Source organism: Bradyrhizobium sp. HKCCYLRH3097, from assembly GCF_051167875.1.
Lineage (GTDB): Bacteria > Pseudomonadota > Alphaproteobacteria > Rhizobiales > Xanthobacteraceae > Bradyrhizobium.
In genome coordinates, this window is the sequence record NZ_JBNPTX010000015.1 from 147,465 (window position 1) to 164,812 (window position 17,348).

The window sequence follows — 17,348 nt, forward strand, 5'->3', positions numbered from 1 at the left end:
TCGCGCCCTCGGCTTGTGCGCGGTGGCGACCGGCCGTCAGCGCGGCGGATCGGCGCGCAAGGCATCGACCAGCCAGTCACGAAAGGCAAGCATGCCGGACGTCGGTTCTTTCGACTTCAACCAGGTCAACCAATAAGAACCGGCGGCGACCCCAGCCGCAAACGGCCGGACCAGCCGACCCGTCTCGAGCTCGCAGTTGAACATGGCGATCGGAACCAGGCCAACGCCGACGCCGCGCGCGGCCGCTTCGGCCATCGCGACGGAGCTGTCGAAGATCGGCCCCTGGATCATCGGGCATGGAGCGCCCGCGACTGCAAACCATAATGGCCATTCCTCGGCGCGATACGACCGCAGGAGATTTTCGCCCGCGAGGTCCGACGGCGCGCGCAGACGACTCGCGACATCGGGATGACAGACGGGCGACAGCGGGGCAGACATCAGATGGATGGCCTCAGTGCCGTGCCAGGATCCGTCGCCGAAGCGAAGCGCGATGTCGAGCCCGTCTCCGGCGATATCGATGCGGTTGTTGTTGGTGAGGAGGCGCAGGTCGATATGGGGGTGCGCATCTCGAAAACCGTCGAGGCGTTGCAACAGCCATCCCGTTGCAAAGGTGCCGACACAGCCGACGGTCACGACCTCGCGGGTTCCCTTCGCTTCGATGCGATCGATCGCGCCGCTGATGCGACTGAACGCATCGTTGAGGACGGGAAACAGAGCCAGGGCTTCGTCAGTCAACGTGAGGCCACGCGGCAGGCGCCGGAACAGGTGAGCGCCCAACATCTGCTCGAGCTGTTTCACCTGGTGACTGATCGCGGTCTGCGTGACCCTGAGCTCCAAGCCTGCCTTGGTGAAGCTCAGATGCCGGGCGGATGCTTCGAAGGCCCGCAAGGCGTTCAAAGGGAGATGGCTGCGGATGGGCATGATGACCAAGTTCTGCTCATGGCTCGACGAATAAATGATCGTTTGTCAGTCGTCACCTCGTTCGGCAGGTTCGCGCAGTCACTGGAGAATGAACATGCTGACGAGACGGCGTCTGGGTTTTGGAATCCTCGGGATGGCGGCTGCGGCGAGCGGGCTGCCATCACCTGCGGCGAAGGCGGCGGCCGACCGAAGGGCGCATCTGGAAGGGGAACTCGCCCGCATCGAGCGCGAGAGCCTCGGACGGCTCGGCATCGCCGTCCTCGACTCCGAAAGCGGGTTCGAGGCGGGCCTGCGCTCGGCCGAGCGCTTTCCGATGTGCAGCACGTTCAAGTGTCTGGCTTCCGCGGCTGTCCTGAAGCGCGTCGACGCCGGCGAACTGCATCTCGACACGCGCGTCCCGTTCGAGGCGAAGGATCTCGTAACATATTCGCCGGTGACCAAGGAGCACGTCGGCCGCGGCATGACACTCGCCGAGCTCTGCGAAGCTGCGCTCACCCAGAGCGACAACACCGCGGGAAATCTCCTGTTGCGGCAGATCGGCGGTCCTGCGGGTCTGACGCGTTTTGCCCGATCGATCGGCGACGAGATCAGCCGCCTGGACCGCTGGGAAATTGAGCTCAACGAGGCGCTGGCCGACGACCCTCGCGACACGACCAGTCCGGCCGCCATGCTACAGAACCTGCGCCGCGTGCTCCTTGGCGAGGTCTTGTCGACGAATATGCGCCAGCGATTGACGGACTGGATGATCGCCAACAAGACCGGCGACACTCGGCTTCGCGCCGGTGTGCCGCGTGACTGGCGCGTCGCCGACAAGACGGGCGCTGGGGACCGCGGCACGACCAACGACATCGGCATTCTCTGGCCCCCGGGCCGCAAACCGGTTCTGGTCACGGCCTATCTGACTGGTTCACAGGCGTCTCCCGAGGATCGCAACGCAACGATCGCGAAAGTCGCGCGGGCGGTTGCAGACGTCGTGATGGGACAGGCTGGGTAGTTCCAGCATCCGGCTTCCGAGCCCCTCCGGAAGCCGGACATCAGACCCAAGATGTTCGCCATGGCGGCGCAACGATTGGGCAGGCTAAGCTGCGGCCGGCCCACGTCATCGGAATGTGCGGCCGCTGCCGGGATTGATCCGATGCGCCGCTTTGCCATGAAGGCCCTGTTCTCCCTGCTGACCTTGCAGCGGGACGACGAGACACAGCTGCGCTGGGACCGGATCGTCCTGATCGGCTCGACCCTGGTGACGATCGGGCTGATCGCCCTATATGCCTATAGCAAGGCCGAGGGCCGCTGGTAGCCGGGCGCAAGACACGCGAGAACGAGTTCATGAGACGACGAATGGGGTCCGCCTGCCTGCTGCTGGCGTTCGCGTCGACCGCCAGCCATGCGCTGGACAGCGAGCAGAAGCGTGGAAAAGCGCTCTTGCAAAGCCTTTGCAGCCGATGCCATGCGGTAGGTCTCACAGGTGCCAGCCGGCACCCCGACGCGCCCCCGTTCAGGACCTTCGGTGACAGCAAGCTCTACGACGAGGATTTCGCCCAGCGGCTGCAGGCCGGCCTGTCGACCATTCACAAGGACATGCCGAGCTTCCAGTTCGATCGGCCCGAGGCAGAGGCCGCGGTCAATTACCTCAAGGCGATCCAGGTCCGCCCCAAACGGCGGTGACGCGCCGGCGCGCTCCGCTGGCGTGGAACGGGACTTGTACGGCCCGGTTGCCCGTTCCCGTTCATTGTCCGCGGCCCGGCTGCGACCGGAGCCCGCATGATGACGCCGACGACCACGGGTCTGCACGCCGACGGACTGCCGCTGCCACAGCGTACCTGGGCGATCGTGACGATCGCCCTGGGCATCGTGCTGGCCGTGATCGACGGCGCCATCGCCAATGTGGCGCTGCCGACGATCGCTCGCGACCTCCATGCGAGTCCTGCTTTTTCGATCTGGATCGTCAACGGCTATCAGCTCGCGGTGACGATCTCGCTGCTGCCGCTGGCCTCGCTCGGCGAGATCATCGGCTATCGGCGGGTCTATCTCGCCGGCCTCGTGCTGTTCACGGCTGCCTCCGCCTTCTGTGCGCTGGCCGACAGCCTGCTGCTGCTGACGCTCGCGCGCATCCTGCAGGGCTTCGGCGCCGCCGGCATCCTCAGCGTCAACTCGGCGCTGGTGCGTTTCACCTATCCGCACGCTCTGCTCGGCCGCGGCATCGGCATCAATGCGATGGTGGTCGCGGTCTCCGCCGCGCTCGGTCCGACCATCGCCGCCGGCATCCTCGCCGTCGGCAGCTGGCCGTGGCTGTTCGCGATCAACGTGCCGCTCGGCATCGTCACCTTCGTCTTCGGCTTCCGCTTCCTGCCGCATACGCCGCGCGCGCCGCACATGTTCGATTGGCAGAGCGCGGCGCTGAGCGCGGTCGCCTTCGGCTTCCTGATCGCCGCCGTGGACAGCCTCGGCCATGGCGAGGCGCTGGTGACCTGCGCGATCGAGTTCGTCGTCGCCGTCACGGCCGGCGTGTGGCTGGTCTGGCGCCAGACCCACATGGCCTCGCCGCTGCTGCCGGTCGACCTGCTGCGCATTCCGGTGTTCGCCCTGTCGATCGCGACCTCGATCTCGTCGTTCTGCGGCCAGATGCTCGCCTTCGTCGCGATCCCCTTCTATCTCGAAAGCCATTTCGGCTATTCGCCGGTGCAGATGGGCCTGCTGATCACGCCGTGGCCGATCGCGGTCGGCCTGACGGCGCCGATTGCGGGGCGGCTGGTCGAGCGCGTGCCGGCCGGGCTGCTCGGTGGCATCGGTCTCGTCATCTTCGCATGCGGGCTCGGTGCGCTCGGCCTGCTGCCGCGCGAGCCGTCGGCATGGGATGTCGTCTGGCGCATGGCGCTGGCCGGCTGCGGCTTCGGCCTGTTCCAGACGCCGAACAACCGCACCATGATCGCCGCTGCGCCACGCGAGCGCGCCGGCGGCGCCAGCGGCATGCTCGGCACGGCGCGCCTGCTCGGCCAGACCACGGGCGCGGCCCTGGTCGCGATGTTTCTCGCGATCGACGCGACCGACGGCACGCGGCTGTCGCTCTTGACCGGGGTCGGTTTCGCGCTGGTCGGCGCGTTCCTGAGCATGCTCAGGCTGTCGCCGGCCGGCGCGCGCGGCGCCGAGCGCGTCCGCGTCCAGGACGGCCAGCGGCTGAAGGGCGAGTCGTGACAGCGATGACGGACTGGACGATGCTGGCCCTGCTCGCCCTCGCCGCCTTCGGCTCGGGCATCGTCAATGCGCTGGCCGGCGGCGGCGCGTTCCTGACCTTCCCGACGCTGCTTGCCGCCGGCATTCCCGCGATTGACGCCAACGCCTCCAGCACCGTCGCGCTCTGCCCCGGCCAGTTCGTCAGCGCTTGGGCCTCCCGTGAGATCTTGAACGACGCAAAGGCGCCCTGGCGCCACGACCTCGTGCGGCTGTCGATCATCAGCCTGATCGGCGGCACGCTCGGGGCCGTGCTGCTCTTGGTCACACCGTCGGCCGCCTTCAGCCGGCTGGTGCCCTGGCTGTTGCTGTTCGCCACGATCGTGTTCGCATTCGGCATGCGTTTTACGCCGAAGGATGGCGCGCGCTGGTTCGGGCCGCGGACCATCCAGGCGGTGCAGTTCGTGATCGCGATCTATGGCGGCTACTTCGGCGGCGGCATCGGCATCCTGATGCTGGCGGCCCTGGTGTTCTACGGCATGCGCGACATTCGCGCCATGAACGGCATGAAGGTGCTGCTCGCTGCGCTCATGAATATGACGGCCTCCGCCGTCTTTGCGTTCTCAGGCCGCGTGCATTGGCTGGAGACACTGACGATGATGGGCGCTGCCATGGCCGGCGGCTTCGTCGGCGCGCGGCTCGGCCAGATCATCCCGCCAGCCCACGTGCGCCGCTTCATCATTGCCGTCGGCTGCGGCCTGACGGTGTATTTCTTCGTCAAGCCGGCCTGAGCCGGACGTCGCATCAAAGAACCTCGCGTCAAACGAAAAAGGCCGGCGCGATGGCCGGCCTTTCGTACTCATCTCGTCGCGTCAGGCTTACGCCTTGACCAGCGGTCCCTTCGGCGCCGGCCCCTTCGAGCCGCCGCCGGACTTCGGCTTGCGCTTGCGCGCGGCCGGAACTTCGGACTTCGGCGTGACCGGGCCCTCGACGAACTCGAAGCCGATCTTCTCCTCGACGCCGGATTCGTCCTTGACGAGGACGACACGGACGTGACCGCCGCCCTTCAGCTTGCCGAACAGCACCTCGTCGGCCAGCGGCTTCTTGATGTGCTCCTGGATCACACGGCCCATCGGCCGCGCGCCCATCTGCTCGTCATAGCCGTGCTGTATCAGCCAGGCCTTGGCCGGTTCCGACAGCTCGATCGTGACGTCGCGGTCGGCGAGCTGGGCCTCGAGCTGCAGCACGAACTTCTCGACGACCATTCCGATCACCTCGACGTTGAGGTGCGCGAACGAGACGATGGAGTCGAGCCGATTGCGGAATTCCGGCGCGAACTGCCTGTTGATCGCCTCGTGGTCGTCACCTTCCCGCTTCGAGCGATGGAAGCCGAACGCCTGCTTGGCCATGTCGGCCGCGCCCGCATTCGTGGTCATGATCAGGATCACGTTGCGGAAGTTGACCTGCTTGCCGTTGTGGTCGGTGAGCCGGCCGTGATCCATGATCTGCAACAGCACATTGTACAGGTCCGGATGCGCCTTCTCGATCTCGTCCAGCAGCACCACGCAGTGCGGATGCTGGTCGACGCCATCGGTCAGGAGGCCGCCCTGGTCGAAGCCGACATAGCCAGGAGGCGCGCCGATCAGGCGCGACACCGTGTGCCGCTCCATGTACTCCGACATGTCGAAGCGAAGCAGCTCGACGCCCAGGGTCGAGGCGAGCTGCTTGGCGACCTCGGTCTTGCCGACGCCGGTCGGACCCGAGAACAGGTAGCAGCCGATCGGCTTCTCCGGCTCGCGCAGGCCGGCGCGGGCCAGCTTGATCGAGGCCGACAGCGAATCGATCGCCTTGTCCTGGCCGAACACCACGCGCTTGAGGGTCTGCTCGAGATGCTTGAGCACCTCGGCATCGTCCTTCGACACGCTCTTCGGCGGAATCCGCGCCATCGTGGCGATCGTGGTCTCGATCTCCTTGATGCCGATCGTCTTCTTGCGCTTGTTCTCGGCCAGCAGCATCTGCGCCGCGCCGGATTCGTCGATCACGTCGATCGCCTTGTCCGGCAGCTTGCGGTCATGGATGTAGCGCGACGACAACTGCACCGCGGCCTCGATGGCCTCGTTGGTGTATTTCAGCCGGTGATAGTCCTCGAAGTACGGCTTCAGCCCCTTCAGGATCGCGATCGCATCCTCGACCGACGGCTCGTTGACGTCGATCTTCTGGAACCGGCGCACCAGCGCGCGGTCCTTCTCGAAATGCTGGCGATACTCCTTGTAGGTCGTCGAGCCCATGCAGCGGATCGAGCCCGAGGCCAGCGCCGGCTTGAGCAGGTTGGACGCATCCATCGCGCCGCCCGACGTCGCACCGGCACCGATCACGGTGTGGATCTCGTCGATGAACAGGATCGCGTTAGGATGCGCCTCGAGTTCCTTGAGCACCTGCTTCAGGCGCTCCTCGAAGTCGCCGCGATAGCGCGTGCCCGCGAGCAAGGTGCCCATGTCGAGCGAGAACACGGTCGCGGCCGACAGCACCTCCGGAACCTCGCTGTCGACGATGCGCTTGGCGAGGCCCTCGGCGATCGCCGTCTTGCCGACGCCGGCTTCGCCGACGAACAGCGGGTTGTTCTTCTGGCGCCGGCACAGCACCTGGATGGCGCGGTTGATCTCGGAGTTTCGGCCGATCACCGGATCGATCTTGCCGTCACGCGCCTTCTTGTTGAGATTGACGCAATAGGTTTCCAGCGCCTCGCCCTTTTTCTTGGAGTCCTCGTTGCCCTTGGCTTCGGTCTCCTCGTCGACGCCGCGAACCGGGCGCGCTTCGGAGACACCAGGGCGCTTGGCGATGCCGTGGCTGATGTAGTTCACGGCATCGTAACGCGTCATGTCCTGCTCCTGCAGGAAGTACGCGGCGTGGCTCTCACGCTCGGCGAAGATCGCGATCAGCACGTTGGCGCCGGTGACCTCTTCGCGGCCCGACGACTGAACGTGGATCACGGCGCGCTGGATCACGCGCTGGAAACCTGCGGTCGGCTTGGCGTCGTCGCTGCCGTCCGTGACCAGATTTTCGAACTCGGTTTCGAGGTAGTTCACGAGACTGCCGCGCAGCTTGTCGAGGTCGACGCTGCATGCGCGCATCACGGCCGCTGCATCGGAGTCATCGATCAAGGACAGAAGGAGGTGTTCCAGTGTCGCGTATTGATGATGACGCTCGTTGGCGATCGCCAGCGCACGATGCAGGGATTGTTCAAGGCTTTGAGAAAAAGTCGGCATGCGCGTCCTCTGTGGCCCCTTGCCATCATGATCGCCGCCGCCCGGTCAGGCAACAACAACCTTCGTCAAATATAGTTATAACCGAGTGCGACAAAAGACCGGCCGAGCCGCTCGATTACGGGTTCACCGGATCGTCAATGCAAAACCCGTTCCGATTGCGGCAAATCCGGCTGCGACAACCGAACGGCGCGCGCCGCCGAGCGGGGAGAGATAAGGACCAGAGCGGCCGTAATTCTTCGGACGAGAAGTGAAACCTGCCCGGATTGCGCTGACCTCGTCTGCGGCAATTTGCGGCTTTCGATGACCCTTCGTCCAATGCCGATTCGCGGTGATCAATCGGGCAGCGCCCCAGCCCCCGCCCCTGGCTCGCAGATGCGCGCGTCGGCGGCTCCCTTCGCGGAGGGAGCCGGCTATTTCTTCTCCATCACACACTGCAACGGGTGCTGGTGCTTGCGGGCGAAGTCCATCACCTGCGTCACCTTGGTCTCGGCGATCTCGTAGGTGAAGACGCCGCACTCCCCGATGCCGTGATGATGCACGTGGAGCATGATCTTGGTCGCGGCCTCGACGTCCTTGTTGAAGAACTTCTCCAGGACGTGAACGACGAATTCCATCGGCGTGTAATCGTCGTTCAGGATCAGGACGCGGTAGAGGTTGGGGCGCTTGGTCTTCGGCTTGACCTTGGTGATCACGGACGTGACCGGGCCACCGGTGCCACCGGACTTGTTGTCGTTATTGCTCATCCTGGGCGCGGATCGGTTCAATCTGGAAGTTGGCTGCGACATCTTGCACGCGTTAGATATGGCTGCGAGGCTCCCAATAAAGAGTTTCCCTCGGCGGGTTGCTCTCAATAAGGGGTGCCCCCCGACCTGTCCCCTGCCGGGCCGCTTTCCGCCACCCGGTCCTGCTTTCCAGATCGCCTGTCCCAGCCGACCGGTCCGGTCGGACCGACACCGGGAATATGGGTCAGCGCCCGGTTTGCCGCAAGCGCAGGCCCGGGACGGACCGACGCTCCGGCAGGACCGATTCCCTGCCCCGGCGATGAGGCGCAAGGTTAATCAAACCGGTCGCATTTTACAAAGCCCATTCAGCGGGCATTGACAGGGAACCAGCCCGGTTGCGGGCGCGGCGCCACGCTGCGGGCATTGGCCCGGTGTTTCGCGGTTTCGATTTACCCGTCCTTGACGAAGCCGAACCGAAAACACCTGCAGAAAACCATAATTGGTGAGCGACATGACCGATGTCTCCTTCATTCGACTCTGCCGCCGCGCCGTCCGACGGTTCGCCTGCGACCGCGGTGGCAATATCTCCATGCTGTTCGCCATCGCGCTCGTCCCCATCCTGGCCTTCGTCGGGGCAGGCGTCGACTACAGCCGGCTGAACGCCGCGCGGTCGTCGATGCAGGCGGCGCTCGACTCCACCTCGCTGATGCTGTCGCGCGACCTGGCGCAGGGCACGATCAGCGCAGCCGACATCGGAACCAAGGCAAGCGCCTATTTCAAGGCGCTCTACACCAGCACGGACGCACAGAACGTCACCGTGACGGCCAGCTATACCGCCTCGACCAGCTCGTCGGCCTCCAACATCCAATTGTCGGCCAACGGTCAGATCGTCACCCAGTTCATGAAGATTGCCGGCTTTCCGACCATGGACTTCGGCGCCAAAACGACATCGACCTGGGGCGACGTGAAGATGCGGGTGGCGCTCGCGCTCGACAATACCGGCTCGATGGCATCCAGCGGCAAGATGTCCGCGCTGCAGAACGCCGTGGCCGGCAGCGGCGGGCTGATCGACCAGCTCAGCGCGCTGGCCAAGACCCCGGGCGACGTCTACATCTCGGTCGTTCCATTCGCCAAGGTCGTGAACGTCGGCGCCAGCAACTACGCCAAGGACTGGATCGACTGGACCGACTGGCAGAATCCGCCCACGATCCAGCCTGCCAATGGCTCCTATCAGGCCGCAATCCCGAACGGCAGCTACACGCAATCGCAATGGGACATGGTGGGACCGGGATCCTCCTGTCCGTTCAAGTCCGGCAACGGCTTTCCCTACTTCTCCTGCACCAGCGACCCGGCGACCGGGAGTTCGAGCGCCTCGCGGATTCCGACGAGTGGGAGCTACACGGGCTACATCTGCCCGGGCTACGATTCCGCCTCGCACAGCTATTACAACGGCTGCTGGAACAGCGTTCAGACCAGCACGCGGGTGAACTGGTGCACCGGCAGCTATTGCAGTTGCCCGACCAGCGGCAGCAATCTTCCGAACAACACGTGTAGTTGCACGGGAAGCGGATCCAGCACGGTGTGCAAGGTCAACACCTTCACCCACACCTGGGTCGCCAACACCAAGAGCACCTGGACCGGATGCGTCGCCGACCGCACCCAGCCGAACGACGCAAATGCCGTGTCACCGGCGACCTCCGACGTGACGACGCTGTTCCCGGCCAACCAGCACATGGAGAACAACATCCAGTACTGCAGCAGCACGGCCTCCACGAAACTCGCGGAAATCGTGCCGCTCAGCTACAACTGGAGCTCGCTGAAGAGCGCCGTCAACGCCATGCAGCCGACCGGCGGCACCAACCAGGCGATCGGACTTGCCTGGGCCGTCCAGTCGCTGATTCCGAACGGCGTGCTGGGCGCGCCGGCGGAGGACGTCAACACCACCTATAATCGCGTCATCATCCTGCTATCGGACGGCCTGAACACCGAGGACCGCTGGCCCGAATACGGCAACGGCTCGTCGCAAGCCTCGGGCAACCCGATCGACGCGCGCCAGGCCCTGCTCTGCTCGAACCTGAAGAACACCAAGGATTCGAAGGGCAACGCGATGTACACGATCTACACGATCCAGGTGAACACGAGCTCGCCCGCCGATCCGACCTCGGCCGTGCTGCAGAACTGCGCCAGCAGTCCCGACAAGTTCTACATGCTGACGAGCTCGAGCCAGATCGTGACCACGTTCAACTCGATCGGCACCGCATTGTCGAAGCTGCGGGTCGCCAAATAACAGAAGCGCCGGGCACCGACAGCGCTCCACCTTCAGCCAACAAAAAAGCCCGGCGCAAGCCGGGCTTTGTGCTCGCTGCAGGCGCGAACGGTCAGTGCGCGGCCGGCGGGGTGAACTTCGCGGCGATGCCTTCCAGCGGCTTGAACGCCTGCTTGGCGAGATCCGAATACAGCCCGGCGATCTTCTGCGAATCGGCGACGAAGGTCTCGTAGGCCGACTTGGCGAACTCGGTCTGCACCTCGAGCACCTTGTCGAGCGACTTCACGCCCTGGAGCTTCTCGACGAACGACTTGGTGTCCTCGAACGACTTCTTGGTGTAGTCGCCATACGCGGTGGCGATGGCCTGAAGGCCGTTCTGCACGGTGGTCGCGGAGTTCACGACGGTCTCGAACTGCTCTTTGCCGTAGTTCTGAAAGTCTTCAACCTTAAACATGTGGCATTCCTTTCCCTGATTTTGAGCGCCCTCAGGGAAGCCCCGGCTCCCTGACGCATTCATAATATAGTGCAGCGCACAAAAAAATCAAGAATCTTGTGCAATGCACCATCCCGGGCATTGCGGTCTCGACGCACCGTCGGACGCCCCAAGCCGGGGCAGTTCGGCAGAAATACCAGCCATCGCCGCAAGGTTTCTTTAATCCTTTGGCAACTCGACCGTCCTAACCTCTCCGGTGGTCCCGGCCAGCGTCGGCCGAACCGTAAAGCTGTTCTAAAACAGCGTCTTAACAAAACCTCAGTTCGAGGCCTTCGATGCTTGGCAGCGTCACGGCGCGATCGGGAGGTCCGACAGGCACGGTTACGGGGGCGTTCGGCACAATTTCGCCTTACGAGCCGGTGATCACGTCAGAAATTGGACGGGGATTTCATGCTTCGCAAAAAAATGGCTTCCTCGCGCCTGTTGCGAGTTGGCGTCTACGGACTGATCACCCTCGCGACGGCAGCAGTGGTCACGGTCGACAGCGCGGAGGCGCGTCGGCGCCATCGGCAGCATCACGCGCGTCACTCCCCCCATAATGACGAGGGCAGCTACAGCCCGGCGTTCGCGTCGATCGTCGTCGACGGCAATTCCGGCGCGACGCTGACGGCGACCAATCCCGACGCCTTGCGGCACCCCGCCTCGCTCACCAAGATCATGACGCTCTATTTGCTGTTCGAGCGGCTCGATTCCGGCAAGATGAAGCTCGATACCGAGATGCCGGTGTCCGAGCACGCCTCCGAGCAGTCGCCGACCAAGCTCGGCTTGCGCCCCGGCCAGAGCATCCGCGTCGAGGACGCGATCAAGGGCCTCGTGACGCGCTCGGCCAACGACGCCGCCGTGGTCATCGCAGAAGCGATCGGCGGCGACGAGGACGAGTTCGCCAAGATGATGACGCGCAAGGCGCGCTCGCTCGGCATGAGCCGCACCACCTATGTGAACGCCTCCGGCCTCCCCGCCGACGCGCAGATCACGACGGCGCGTGACCAGTCGATCCTCGGCCGCGCGATCCAGGACCGCTTCCCGCGGTACTACCGCTACTTCTCGACGGTGGTGTTCAATTATCGCGGCCAGTCGATCCGCAACCACAATCATCTGCTCGGCAATGTCGAGGGCATCGACGGCATCAAGACCGGCTACACCCGCGCCTCCGGCTTCAACATCGTGACCTCGCTGCGCCGCGGCAACCGCCATCTGATCGGCGTCGTACTCGGCGGCCGCAGCGGCGGCTCGCGTGACGCCATCATGCGCAACCTGCTCGCCGAAAATCTCGACAAGGGCGCGACCCGGCGCACCGTGGCGGCGATCGGCGAGCGCGGCGGCTCCGACAGCGGCGATGCCGATCAGGGCACGATGCAGCTCGCCTCGGCGGCGCCGGAGACGCCGGCCCCGAGCCGCGCCTCCAAGATCATCTCAACCCTCTCGGAAGCCACCGCGGCCCTGCCGCCGGCGGCACCGAGAGAGGCCAAGGTCGAGCCGGCGCCGATGACCTCCGGCGTGATCCAGAGCCAGCCGATGTCGATCGTTCCCGGCTCGACCGAGCCGATGAAGCCGGTCAAGGTCAGGACGGTCCAGGTCAAGGCCGGCGCGGTCAAGCTCGCGACCGCCGCGCCGCAGCCGGCCGCCCCTGCTCCCGCACCCTTCGCTCAGCGTGTCGAGGCCATCGAGCCGGCGCCGCCGATCGCCCGTACCGAGGCCCCCCGTCCCGACATGCCGCCGCAGCCGCCGGGCCATGGCACCGGCAACGGCATTCTCGGCGTGCTGCCCGCCTCCAGCCTGCCGGCAGGCTCGTCGCAGGCCATGGCCTATGCGGCGCCTCCGGCCCAGCCGGCGCCGACGCAGATCGCCTCCGCGAGCGCTGCGCCGGAGCTTCCGAGCAAGCCTTCCGTCACGCGCAGCGGCTGGATCATCCAGGTGGGAGCGCTGGACAACGAGGCCGAGGCCCAGAAGCGGATCGAGGCGGCCCGCAGCTCGGCACAAGGTCTCCTCAGCAAGGCCGATCCCTTCACCGAGACGGTTGCGAAGGGCGACAAGACCCTCATCCGCGCCCGCTTCGCCGGGCTCGATCGTGATCAGGCCGAGGCCGTCTGCAAGAAGCTGAAGCGCGCCGACATCTCCTGCATGACCGTGCACAACTAACGCCGGCACTGATCCTGTTCCGATGAGGCCCGCGCGACACAGCGCGGGCCTTTTCGTTTGCGGACCACGCGATCGACGGCGGGACGCACGGGTGCAAACCACTCGTCAAGGATTTCCCGCTAGAACTTTTTCACCATGACGAACGATCGTGCCTGGCAAGGGCGAGAGCCGCCGGCGTCGACAAAGTTGCGTTGAAAGCGGGTTCGGTGTTGTGGCGTTGGTGGCGTTGCCGGAGTTAGCCGTGATGCGTACGAAGCAGAGTATCCTTGGCCTCGTTCACCCGGGCGGCGAGGTACGTCGACCCCCCTTGGTCGGGATGCAGTTTCTTCATGAGCGCGCGGTGGGCACGCCCGATCTCGTCTCGCCCCGCGCCCGGCTGCAGGCCAAGGATCTGATAGGCCTCCTCTTCCGTCATTTTGGAGCTCGACGCCGCGCGGCCCTGCCGCCCTGCCGCATCGCCCTGCGCGTGCTGACGCCAAGCGGGAAACCGGCGGTCCAGATAAGTTTCAAGTAGAGCGACGCTGTCGGCATCGAGGCTCGGCGTCATCGCGGCGAGCTGCGGCAGATCGAACTCGTCCAGCGACCGGCCGGCATGGGCGCCGGCGACAAAGCGGCCCTGCATCTGCCCGCTGTCATGATCGAGCACCATCTCGATGAAATGCGAGCGCACCCGCGAGCTCTGACCGGACGAGCGCTGCCCACCCAGCCCGAACATGCTGCCGACATTGCCGAGACCACCGGGTGACCAGCCGAGCAGCCCCGCCCCGAACAACCCGATCGGGATCGCCACCACAAGCTCGCCGCGGAGGCCGGTGAAGGCTGCCACCGCAAGGCAGCCGATACCGCCGGCAACCTTGATCGCGCGCGCCAGCGCCGCCGGATTCGCGTTCCGGAACATCTGCAGCAACAGATAAAGGGTGATGACGGCGACGGCGCCAGCGATCAGTGTCATGACCCGAATATAGGGCGTGCCGGGACAAAAAGCATGATCGGCTGCGTCCGCGACCGGCAGGCTCGAGCCGCTGCGCCGGGCTTGACGTTGGCGGCCGCCGAAATCGATCTCTACTTCATCTGCCCGATCAGGCGTGCCGCGCCCGCTTCGGAGCCGGCCAGCCGGAGCAGCGCCGCCCGGCCACCCGCCGCGTAGGCCGCGGCGGCGCGCAGAAGGTCGCGCAACTGCGCGGATGCGCCGGGATCGAAACGGCACCATGCTCCCCCCGACAGCCGCGCCATCTCGCGAAACGCCTGCTCGGCCGCGGGCTCATTGCCCTCCTGGAACATGAACAGCGGAACCTTCAGCAGGCCGAGCTCGCCGGCCTTTGCGCAGAGCACGTCGACATTCTCCTCCATCGCGTCGCCAACGAACACGACGGCGCGGATTCCGGATGCTGTCGCATGGCGCCGCGCCTCGGCAAGAACCTTGCCGATCTGGGTCTGGCCGCCGCGGCAATCGATCTTGCCCATCAGCCGGGCGAGCTCAGCGCTGTCGGAGATCCAGCCAGTGGCGCGGCATTCATCGAAGCCACGATAGTACACCAACCGGATATCGAGGCTGCCGAGTGCGGCGGCCTCGCGAAACATGTCGGCCTGCAGGGCACAGGCCATGTCCCAGGTTGGCTGGCGGCTCAGGGTCGCATCAAGCGCAAAGACGAGACGGCCTCTGGTTCCCTGAGCGGCAGGAGCCATGGCCTTGGCCTGCGCAACGAACGCCGCAACGGCGTCTGCCGTGGAACGCTCATTGTCGGGCAACCGCTGCTGGCGCGATCCCTCTTCGGCCGAGGTCAACGGGGCAGAACCGGGCTTCGAACGATCATCGACCATGCACGCACCTTGCTCGGACGCGCATCATGTGGGCAGGCGGACGGACGGCTTCAACAACGGCAACGCATCTGCCCGCCGACGTGGCAGGCAAGGATCAGGCGAGGCTGGCGCGCGCCCCGGCGGCTTGCGCGCTCAATGCGTCAGCGGCTTGGCCGGCGTCGCGGTCTTGCCAACCGGCGCATAAGGCGCGACGGGACCCGGATCGAGCAACGGGGTCTTGGTCTCGACCGGCCCGATGTCGCTGGTGCTGTCGCTATCGGCGAGGAACTTGTCCAGCATGGCCTGGATCGACGACTTGGCGTCGTCAGGTCCGGTGTCGCGCATGTCGTTGTGCTGGAAGTCCGTCTTGACGACGGTGATGCCTTCCTTCTCGCAGATGTCGTCGCTCGGGATCACGCCGGGATCGGTCTTGAATTGCGGGTCCTTCGAGCGGAACGACAGGATCTTGAACTTGCCGTCGGTGACGAACGGGACGCGGAGGTTGTCGAGCGTGACGACCTTCCGGACGTCTTCGGGATACTGCTTGGCGAAATACATCGAGATGTCGCCGCCCATCGAATGACCAACCATCGTCAGATGATCATAGTCGGCATTCGGCTGCACCTGGTGCATCTGCTCGACGGCGAACCGGATGTTGGCGACACCGCGCTGGATCTGCGGCAGCCGGCCGACATAGGGCTCGCCGACCTTCGTCACCATCGGCGCATCGGTCGGCAGGTCGTGCTGGATGCTGACCGCCATGTAGCCGCGCGCAGCAAATACGTTGGCCAGGAACGAGTACTCGGTGAACTTGACGGTGTTGCCGTGATTGAGGATCGCGACCGGCAGCTTGATCATGCCGGCTTCGGCCTGCATCTCCTTGTCGCGCCGGACGGCCACGGCGACCTCGACCAGCCGGTTGTCGCGCGAGGCGTCATAGAACCTGATGGTCTCGTGCCGGATAGCCCACTTGCTCGCGGTGAAGTAGCCGACCGCCGCCAGCACGCTGACAGACACAAGAACGGTTATTCCACGCTTCATGTTCGTCCCTCGGGAGCACAATCAAAGGTAGTTTTGAACCTGTAAGACTCTCGCGACCCGTTCTGTTTAATATATGTAACGGCGCTGTGACAGGAAGACCAAATGTTGTGTATCCGTCGCCCGTTCGTTGTGCGCCGCACCTAGTTGCTGTGCAGCATAGCTGGGTTCCGCCGCCCGTCTCTTGCGATTTGAGCCCTGAACGTCAGGTTCAAATCAGTCATGAATTTGACGGTAATCTAGCGAAATTGGCGGCTGCGGCGTTGACCTGAGACAAATCTTCCTCCGTCCGCCCCCAAAACAGGCCGGATGCGCCGTTACCCGCCACCGCTGTCCGCAGATTGTTTAACCAAGCCGGGCGCACGTTCAACGCGCACAATGTCTCAGGCGAGGTCTCACCCGAATGCGGACGGTATTCAGGCGCTGATGATGTCGTGCAGGTCGAGTGGCTTGTCGACCTGGGCGAACCATTCGGCGCGGTTCGCGGCGCGGCGGCGGCCGCGCTCGTCCAGCGGCAGCTTGAGCTGGCGCAGCAGGCTGGTGACCTCCTCCCGGGCCGTGACGTGGCCGAGATTGGGGCGGGTGCCCAGGGTCGCCTCGTCGATGTCGTCGAGCGCGGTCAGTCCGCGCGGGAAGAACTCACGGTAGACGACGCGTTCGGCAAAGCCGTCGATGGCGCGAAAGCCGAGCCGCAGCGACAGGTCCTTGAGGCCGTCGGCGACCAGTTGCTTATTGCGGGAGCCGAGCATCGACAGCCGGTTGCGGACCACGATCCAGTCGGTCATCGCACCGTCCACCTGGCGGCGCTTGCGCCGGACGTCACGCACCATCTCCGCATAGTGGCTCTCGCCGGTCACGGCATAGGTCGCGGGATCGACCGTTCCCAGCACGTCGAAGTCGAGGAAGCTGTCGTTGATCGGCGTGACCAGCGTATCCGCCATCGAATGCGCCAGGCGCATCAGGTAGCTGTCGTTGCCGGGCGTATCGATGACGATGAAATCGAACGAGCGTTCGACGGCGCTCACGGCCTCCATGAACTGCTGGAACTCGGTGTTCTCGTTCTCGTCGATCTGCAACGTCCGGCCGAGCTGGATGCAGTAGTGCGTCGGCAGTTCGAGGCGCAGGCCGGTGCGGCGCGCCCAGGCGCTCCGGTTGTTGATGTAATGGGTGAAGCTCTGCTGGCGGCAATCGAGATCGATCGTGGCGACACGCTGGCCGGCCTTCAGGAGTGCCACGGCAATGTGCAGGGCGGTGGTCGACTTGCCCGACCCGCCCTTCTCGTTTCCAAGCACAACCACGTGGGCCGAGCCCGATTGTCCTTGGCTAGTTTGCACCAGCATGTTGTCGACCTCTTACGATCATCTTCGAGTCACGGTCGTCTGCGGTCAAGTGAAATGCATCGTCATCGTGAATCCCACGGGGGACGCATCCTCCGCTACTACTTGACGCGCGCGTTTACCAACTCCGCATCGGACGCGGAGACGTGCTAACAGGCGTATTCAAGTATGCTGAGCGGCGTGTCGCGTTCTTGTTAA

At 65.0% G+C, this 17,348-nt stretch carries 15 protein-coding genes; 7 read left to right on the forward strand and 8 right to left on the reverse strand.

The genetic code is table 11. From position 1 onward, the window contains the following. Nucleotides 1-36: 36 nt before the first annotated feature. Entirely contained in the window at nt 37-921 is an 885-nt protein-coding gene (locus ACQR0U_RS29065; protein WP_315718404.1) for a LysR family transcriptional regulator, read from the reverse strand. Between the two features lie 94 nt (nt 922-1,015). On the opposite strand from ACQR0U_RS29065, the gene bla reads away from it, so the two are divergent. From bla to ACQR0U_RS29090, 5 genes are all read left to right on the forward strand, one after another. Next, the gene (gene bla / locus ACQR0U_RS29070; protein WP_316165107.1) at nt 1,016-1,915 is read left to right on the forward strand and encodes a class A beta-lactamase; all 900 of its coding nucleotides are present in this window, start codon (nt 1,016-1,018) and stop codon (nt 1,913-1,915) included. A 141-nt stretch (nt 1,916-2,056) separates the two neighbouring features. Further along, on the forward strand, nt 2,057-2,218 hold the full coding sequence (locus ACQR0U_RS29075; protein WP_315718376.1) for a hypothetical protein: 162 nt from the start codon (nt 2,057-2,059) through the stop codon (nt 2,216-2,218). Between the two features lie 41 nt (nt 2,219-2,259). Then, the gene (locus ACQR0U_RS29080; protein WP_315718375.1) at nt 2,260-2,586 is read left to right on the forward strand and encodes a c-type cytochrome; all 327 of its coding nucleotides are present in this window, start codon (nt 2,260-2,262) and stop codon (nt 2,584-2,586) included. Between the two features lie 99 nt (nt 2,587-2,685). After that, nucleotides 2,686-4,113, forward strand: a complete 1,428-nt coding sequence (locus ACQR0U_RS29085; RefSeq protein ID WP_315753020.1) for an MFS transporter — start codon at nt 2,686-2,688, stop codon at nt 4,111-4,113. Nucleotides 4,114-4,118: 5 nt separating this feature from the next. Further along, entirely contained in the window at nt 4,119-4,880 is a 762-nt protein-coding gene (locus tag ACQR0U_RS29090; RefSeq protein ID WP_315753022.1) for a sulfite exporter TauE/SafE family protein, read from the forward strand. An 87-nt stretch (nt 4,881-4,967) separates the two neighbouring features. On the opposite strand, the gene clpA is transcribed toward ACQR0U_RS29090, so the two are convergent. Together clpA and clpS are read right to left on the reverse strand one after the other, a co-directional pair. Next, nucleotides 4,968-7,355 carry an ATP-dependent Clp protease ATP-binding subunit ClpA gene (gene clpA, locus ACQR0U_RS29095; RefSeq protein WP_315718374.1) on the reverse strand — a complete coding sequence of 796 codons (2,388 nt, stop codon included), beginning with the start codon at nt 7,353-7,355 and terminating at the stop codon, nt 4,968-4,970. A 410-nt stretch (nt 7,356-7,765) separates the two neighbouring features. Continuing rightward, nucleotides 7,766-8,098 carry an ATP-dependent Clp protease adapter ClpS gene (gene clpS, locus ACQR0U_RS29100; RefSeq protein ID WP_008960690.1) on the reverse strand — a complete coding sequence of 111 codons (333 nt, stop codon included), beginning with the start codon at nt 8,096-8,098 and terminating at the stop codon, nt 7,766-7,768. 490 nt (nt 8,099-8,588) lie between these two features. On the opposite strand from clpS, the gene ACQR0U_RS29105 reads away from it, so the two are divergent. Then, nucleotides 8,589-10,364 carry a TadE/TadG family type IV pilus assembly protein gene (locus ACQR0U_RS29105; protein WP_315718373.1) on the forward strand — a complete coding sequence of 592 codons (1,776 nt, stop codon included), beginning with the start codon at nt 8,589-8,591 and terminating at the stop codon, nt 10,362-10,364. A 91-nt stretch (nt 10,365-10,455) separates the two neighbouring features. On the opposite strand, the gene ACQR0U_RS29110 is transcribed toward ACQR0U_RS29105, so the two are convergent. Further along, entirely contained in the window at nt 10,456-10,797 is a 342-nt protein-coding gene (locus tag ACQR0U_RS29110; RefSeq protein ID WP_315718372.1) for a phasin family protein, read from the reverse strand. 429 nt (nt 10,798-11,226) lie between these two features. On the opposite strand from ACQR0U_RS29110, the gene ACQR0U_RS29115 reads away from it, so the two are divergent. Next, nucleotides 11,227-12,975 (forward strand): D-alanyl-D-alanine carboxypeptidase, encoded by a 1,749-nt coding sequence (locus tag ACQR0U_RS29115; protein WP_315827276.1) that lies wholly within the window; start codon nt 11,227-11,229, stop codon nt 12,973-12,975. Between the two features lie 235 nt (nt 12,976-13,210). Here ACQR0U_RS29115 and ACQR0U_RS29120 read toward each other — a convergent pair whose 3' ends face one another. The 4 genes from ACQR0U_RS29120 to ACQR0U_RS29135 form a co-directional block, all read right to left on the reverse strand. After that, a complete protein-coding gene (locus ACQR0U_RS29120; RefSeq protein WP_315827300.1) occupies nt 13,211-13,927 on the reverse strand; it encodes a DnaJ domain-containing protein in 717 nt (238 codons plus the stop codon). A gap of 110 nt (nt 13,928-14,037) precedes the next feature. After that, nucleotides 14,038-14,796, reverse strand: coding sequence for a VWA domain-containing protein (locus ACQR0U_RS29125; protein WP_315718370.1), 759 nt, complete (start codon nt 14,794-14,796; stop codon nt 14,038-14,040). Between the two features lie 132 nt (nt 14,797-14,928). After that, nucleotides 14,929-15,816: an alpha/beta fold hydrolase gene (locus tag ACQR0U_RS29130; RefSeq protein WP_315718369.1), complete on the reverse strand. Its 888-nt coding sequence runs from the start codon at nt 15,814-15,816 to the stop codon at nt 14,929-14,931. Nucleotides 15,817-16,229: 413 nt separating this feature from the next. Next, the gene (locus ACQR0U_RS29135) at nt 16,230-17,153 is read right to left on the reverse strand and encodes a division plane positioning ATPase MipZ (RefSeq protein WP_315718368.1); all 924 of its coding nucleotides are present in this window, start codon (nt 17,151-17,153) and stop codon (nt 16,230-16,232) included. Nucleotides 17,154-17,348: the final 195 nt, after the last annotated feature.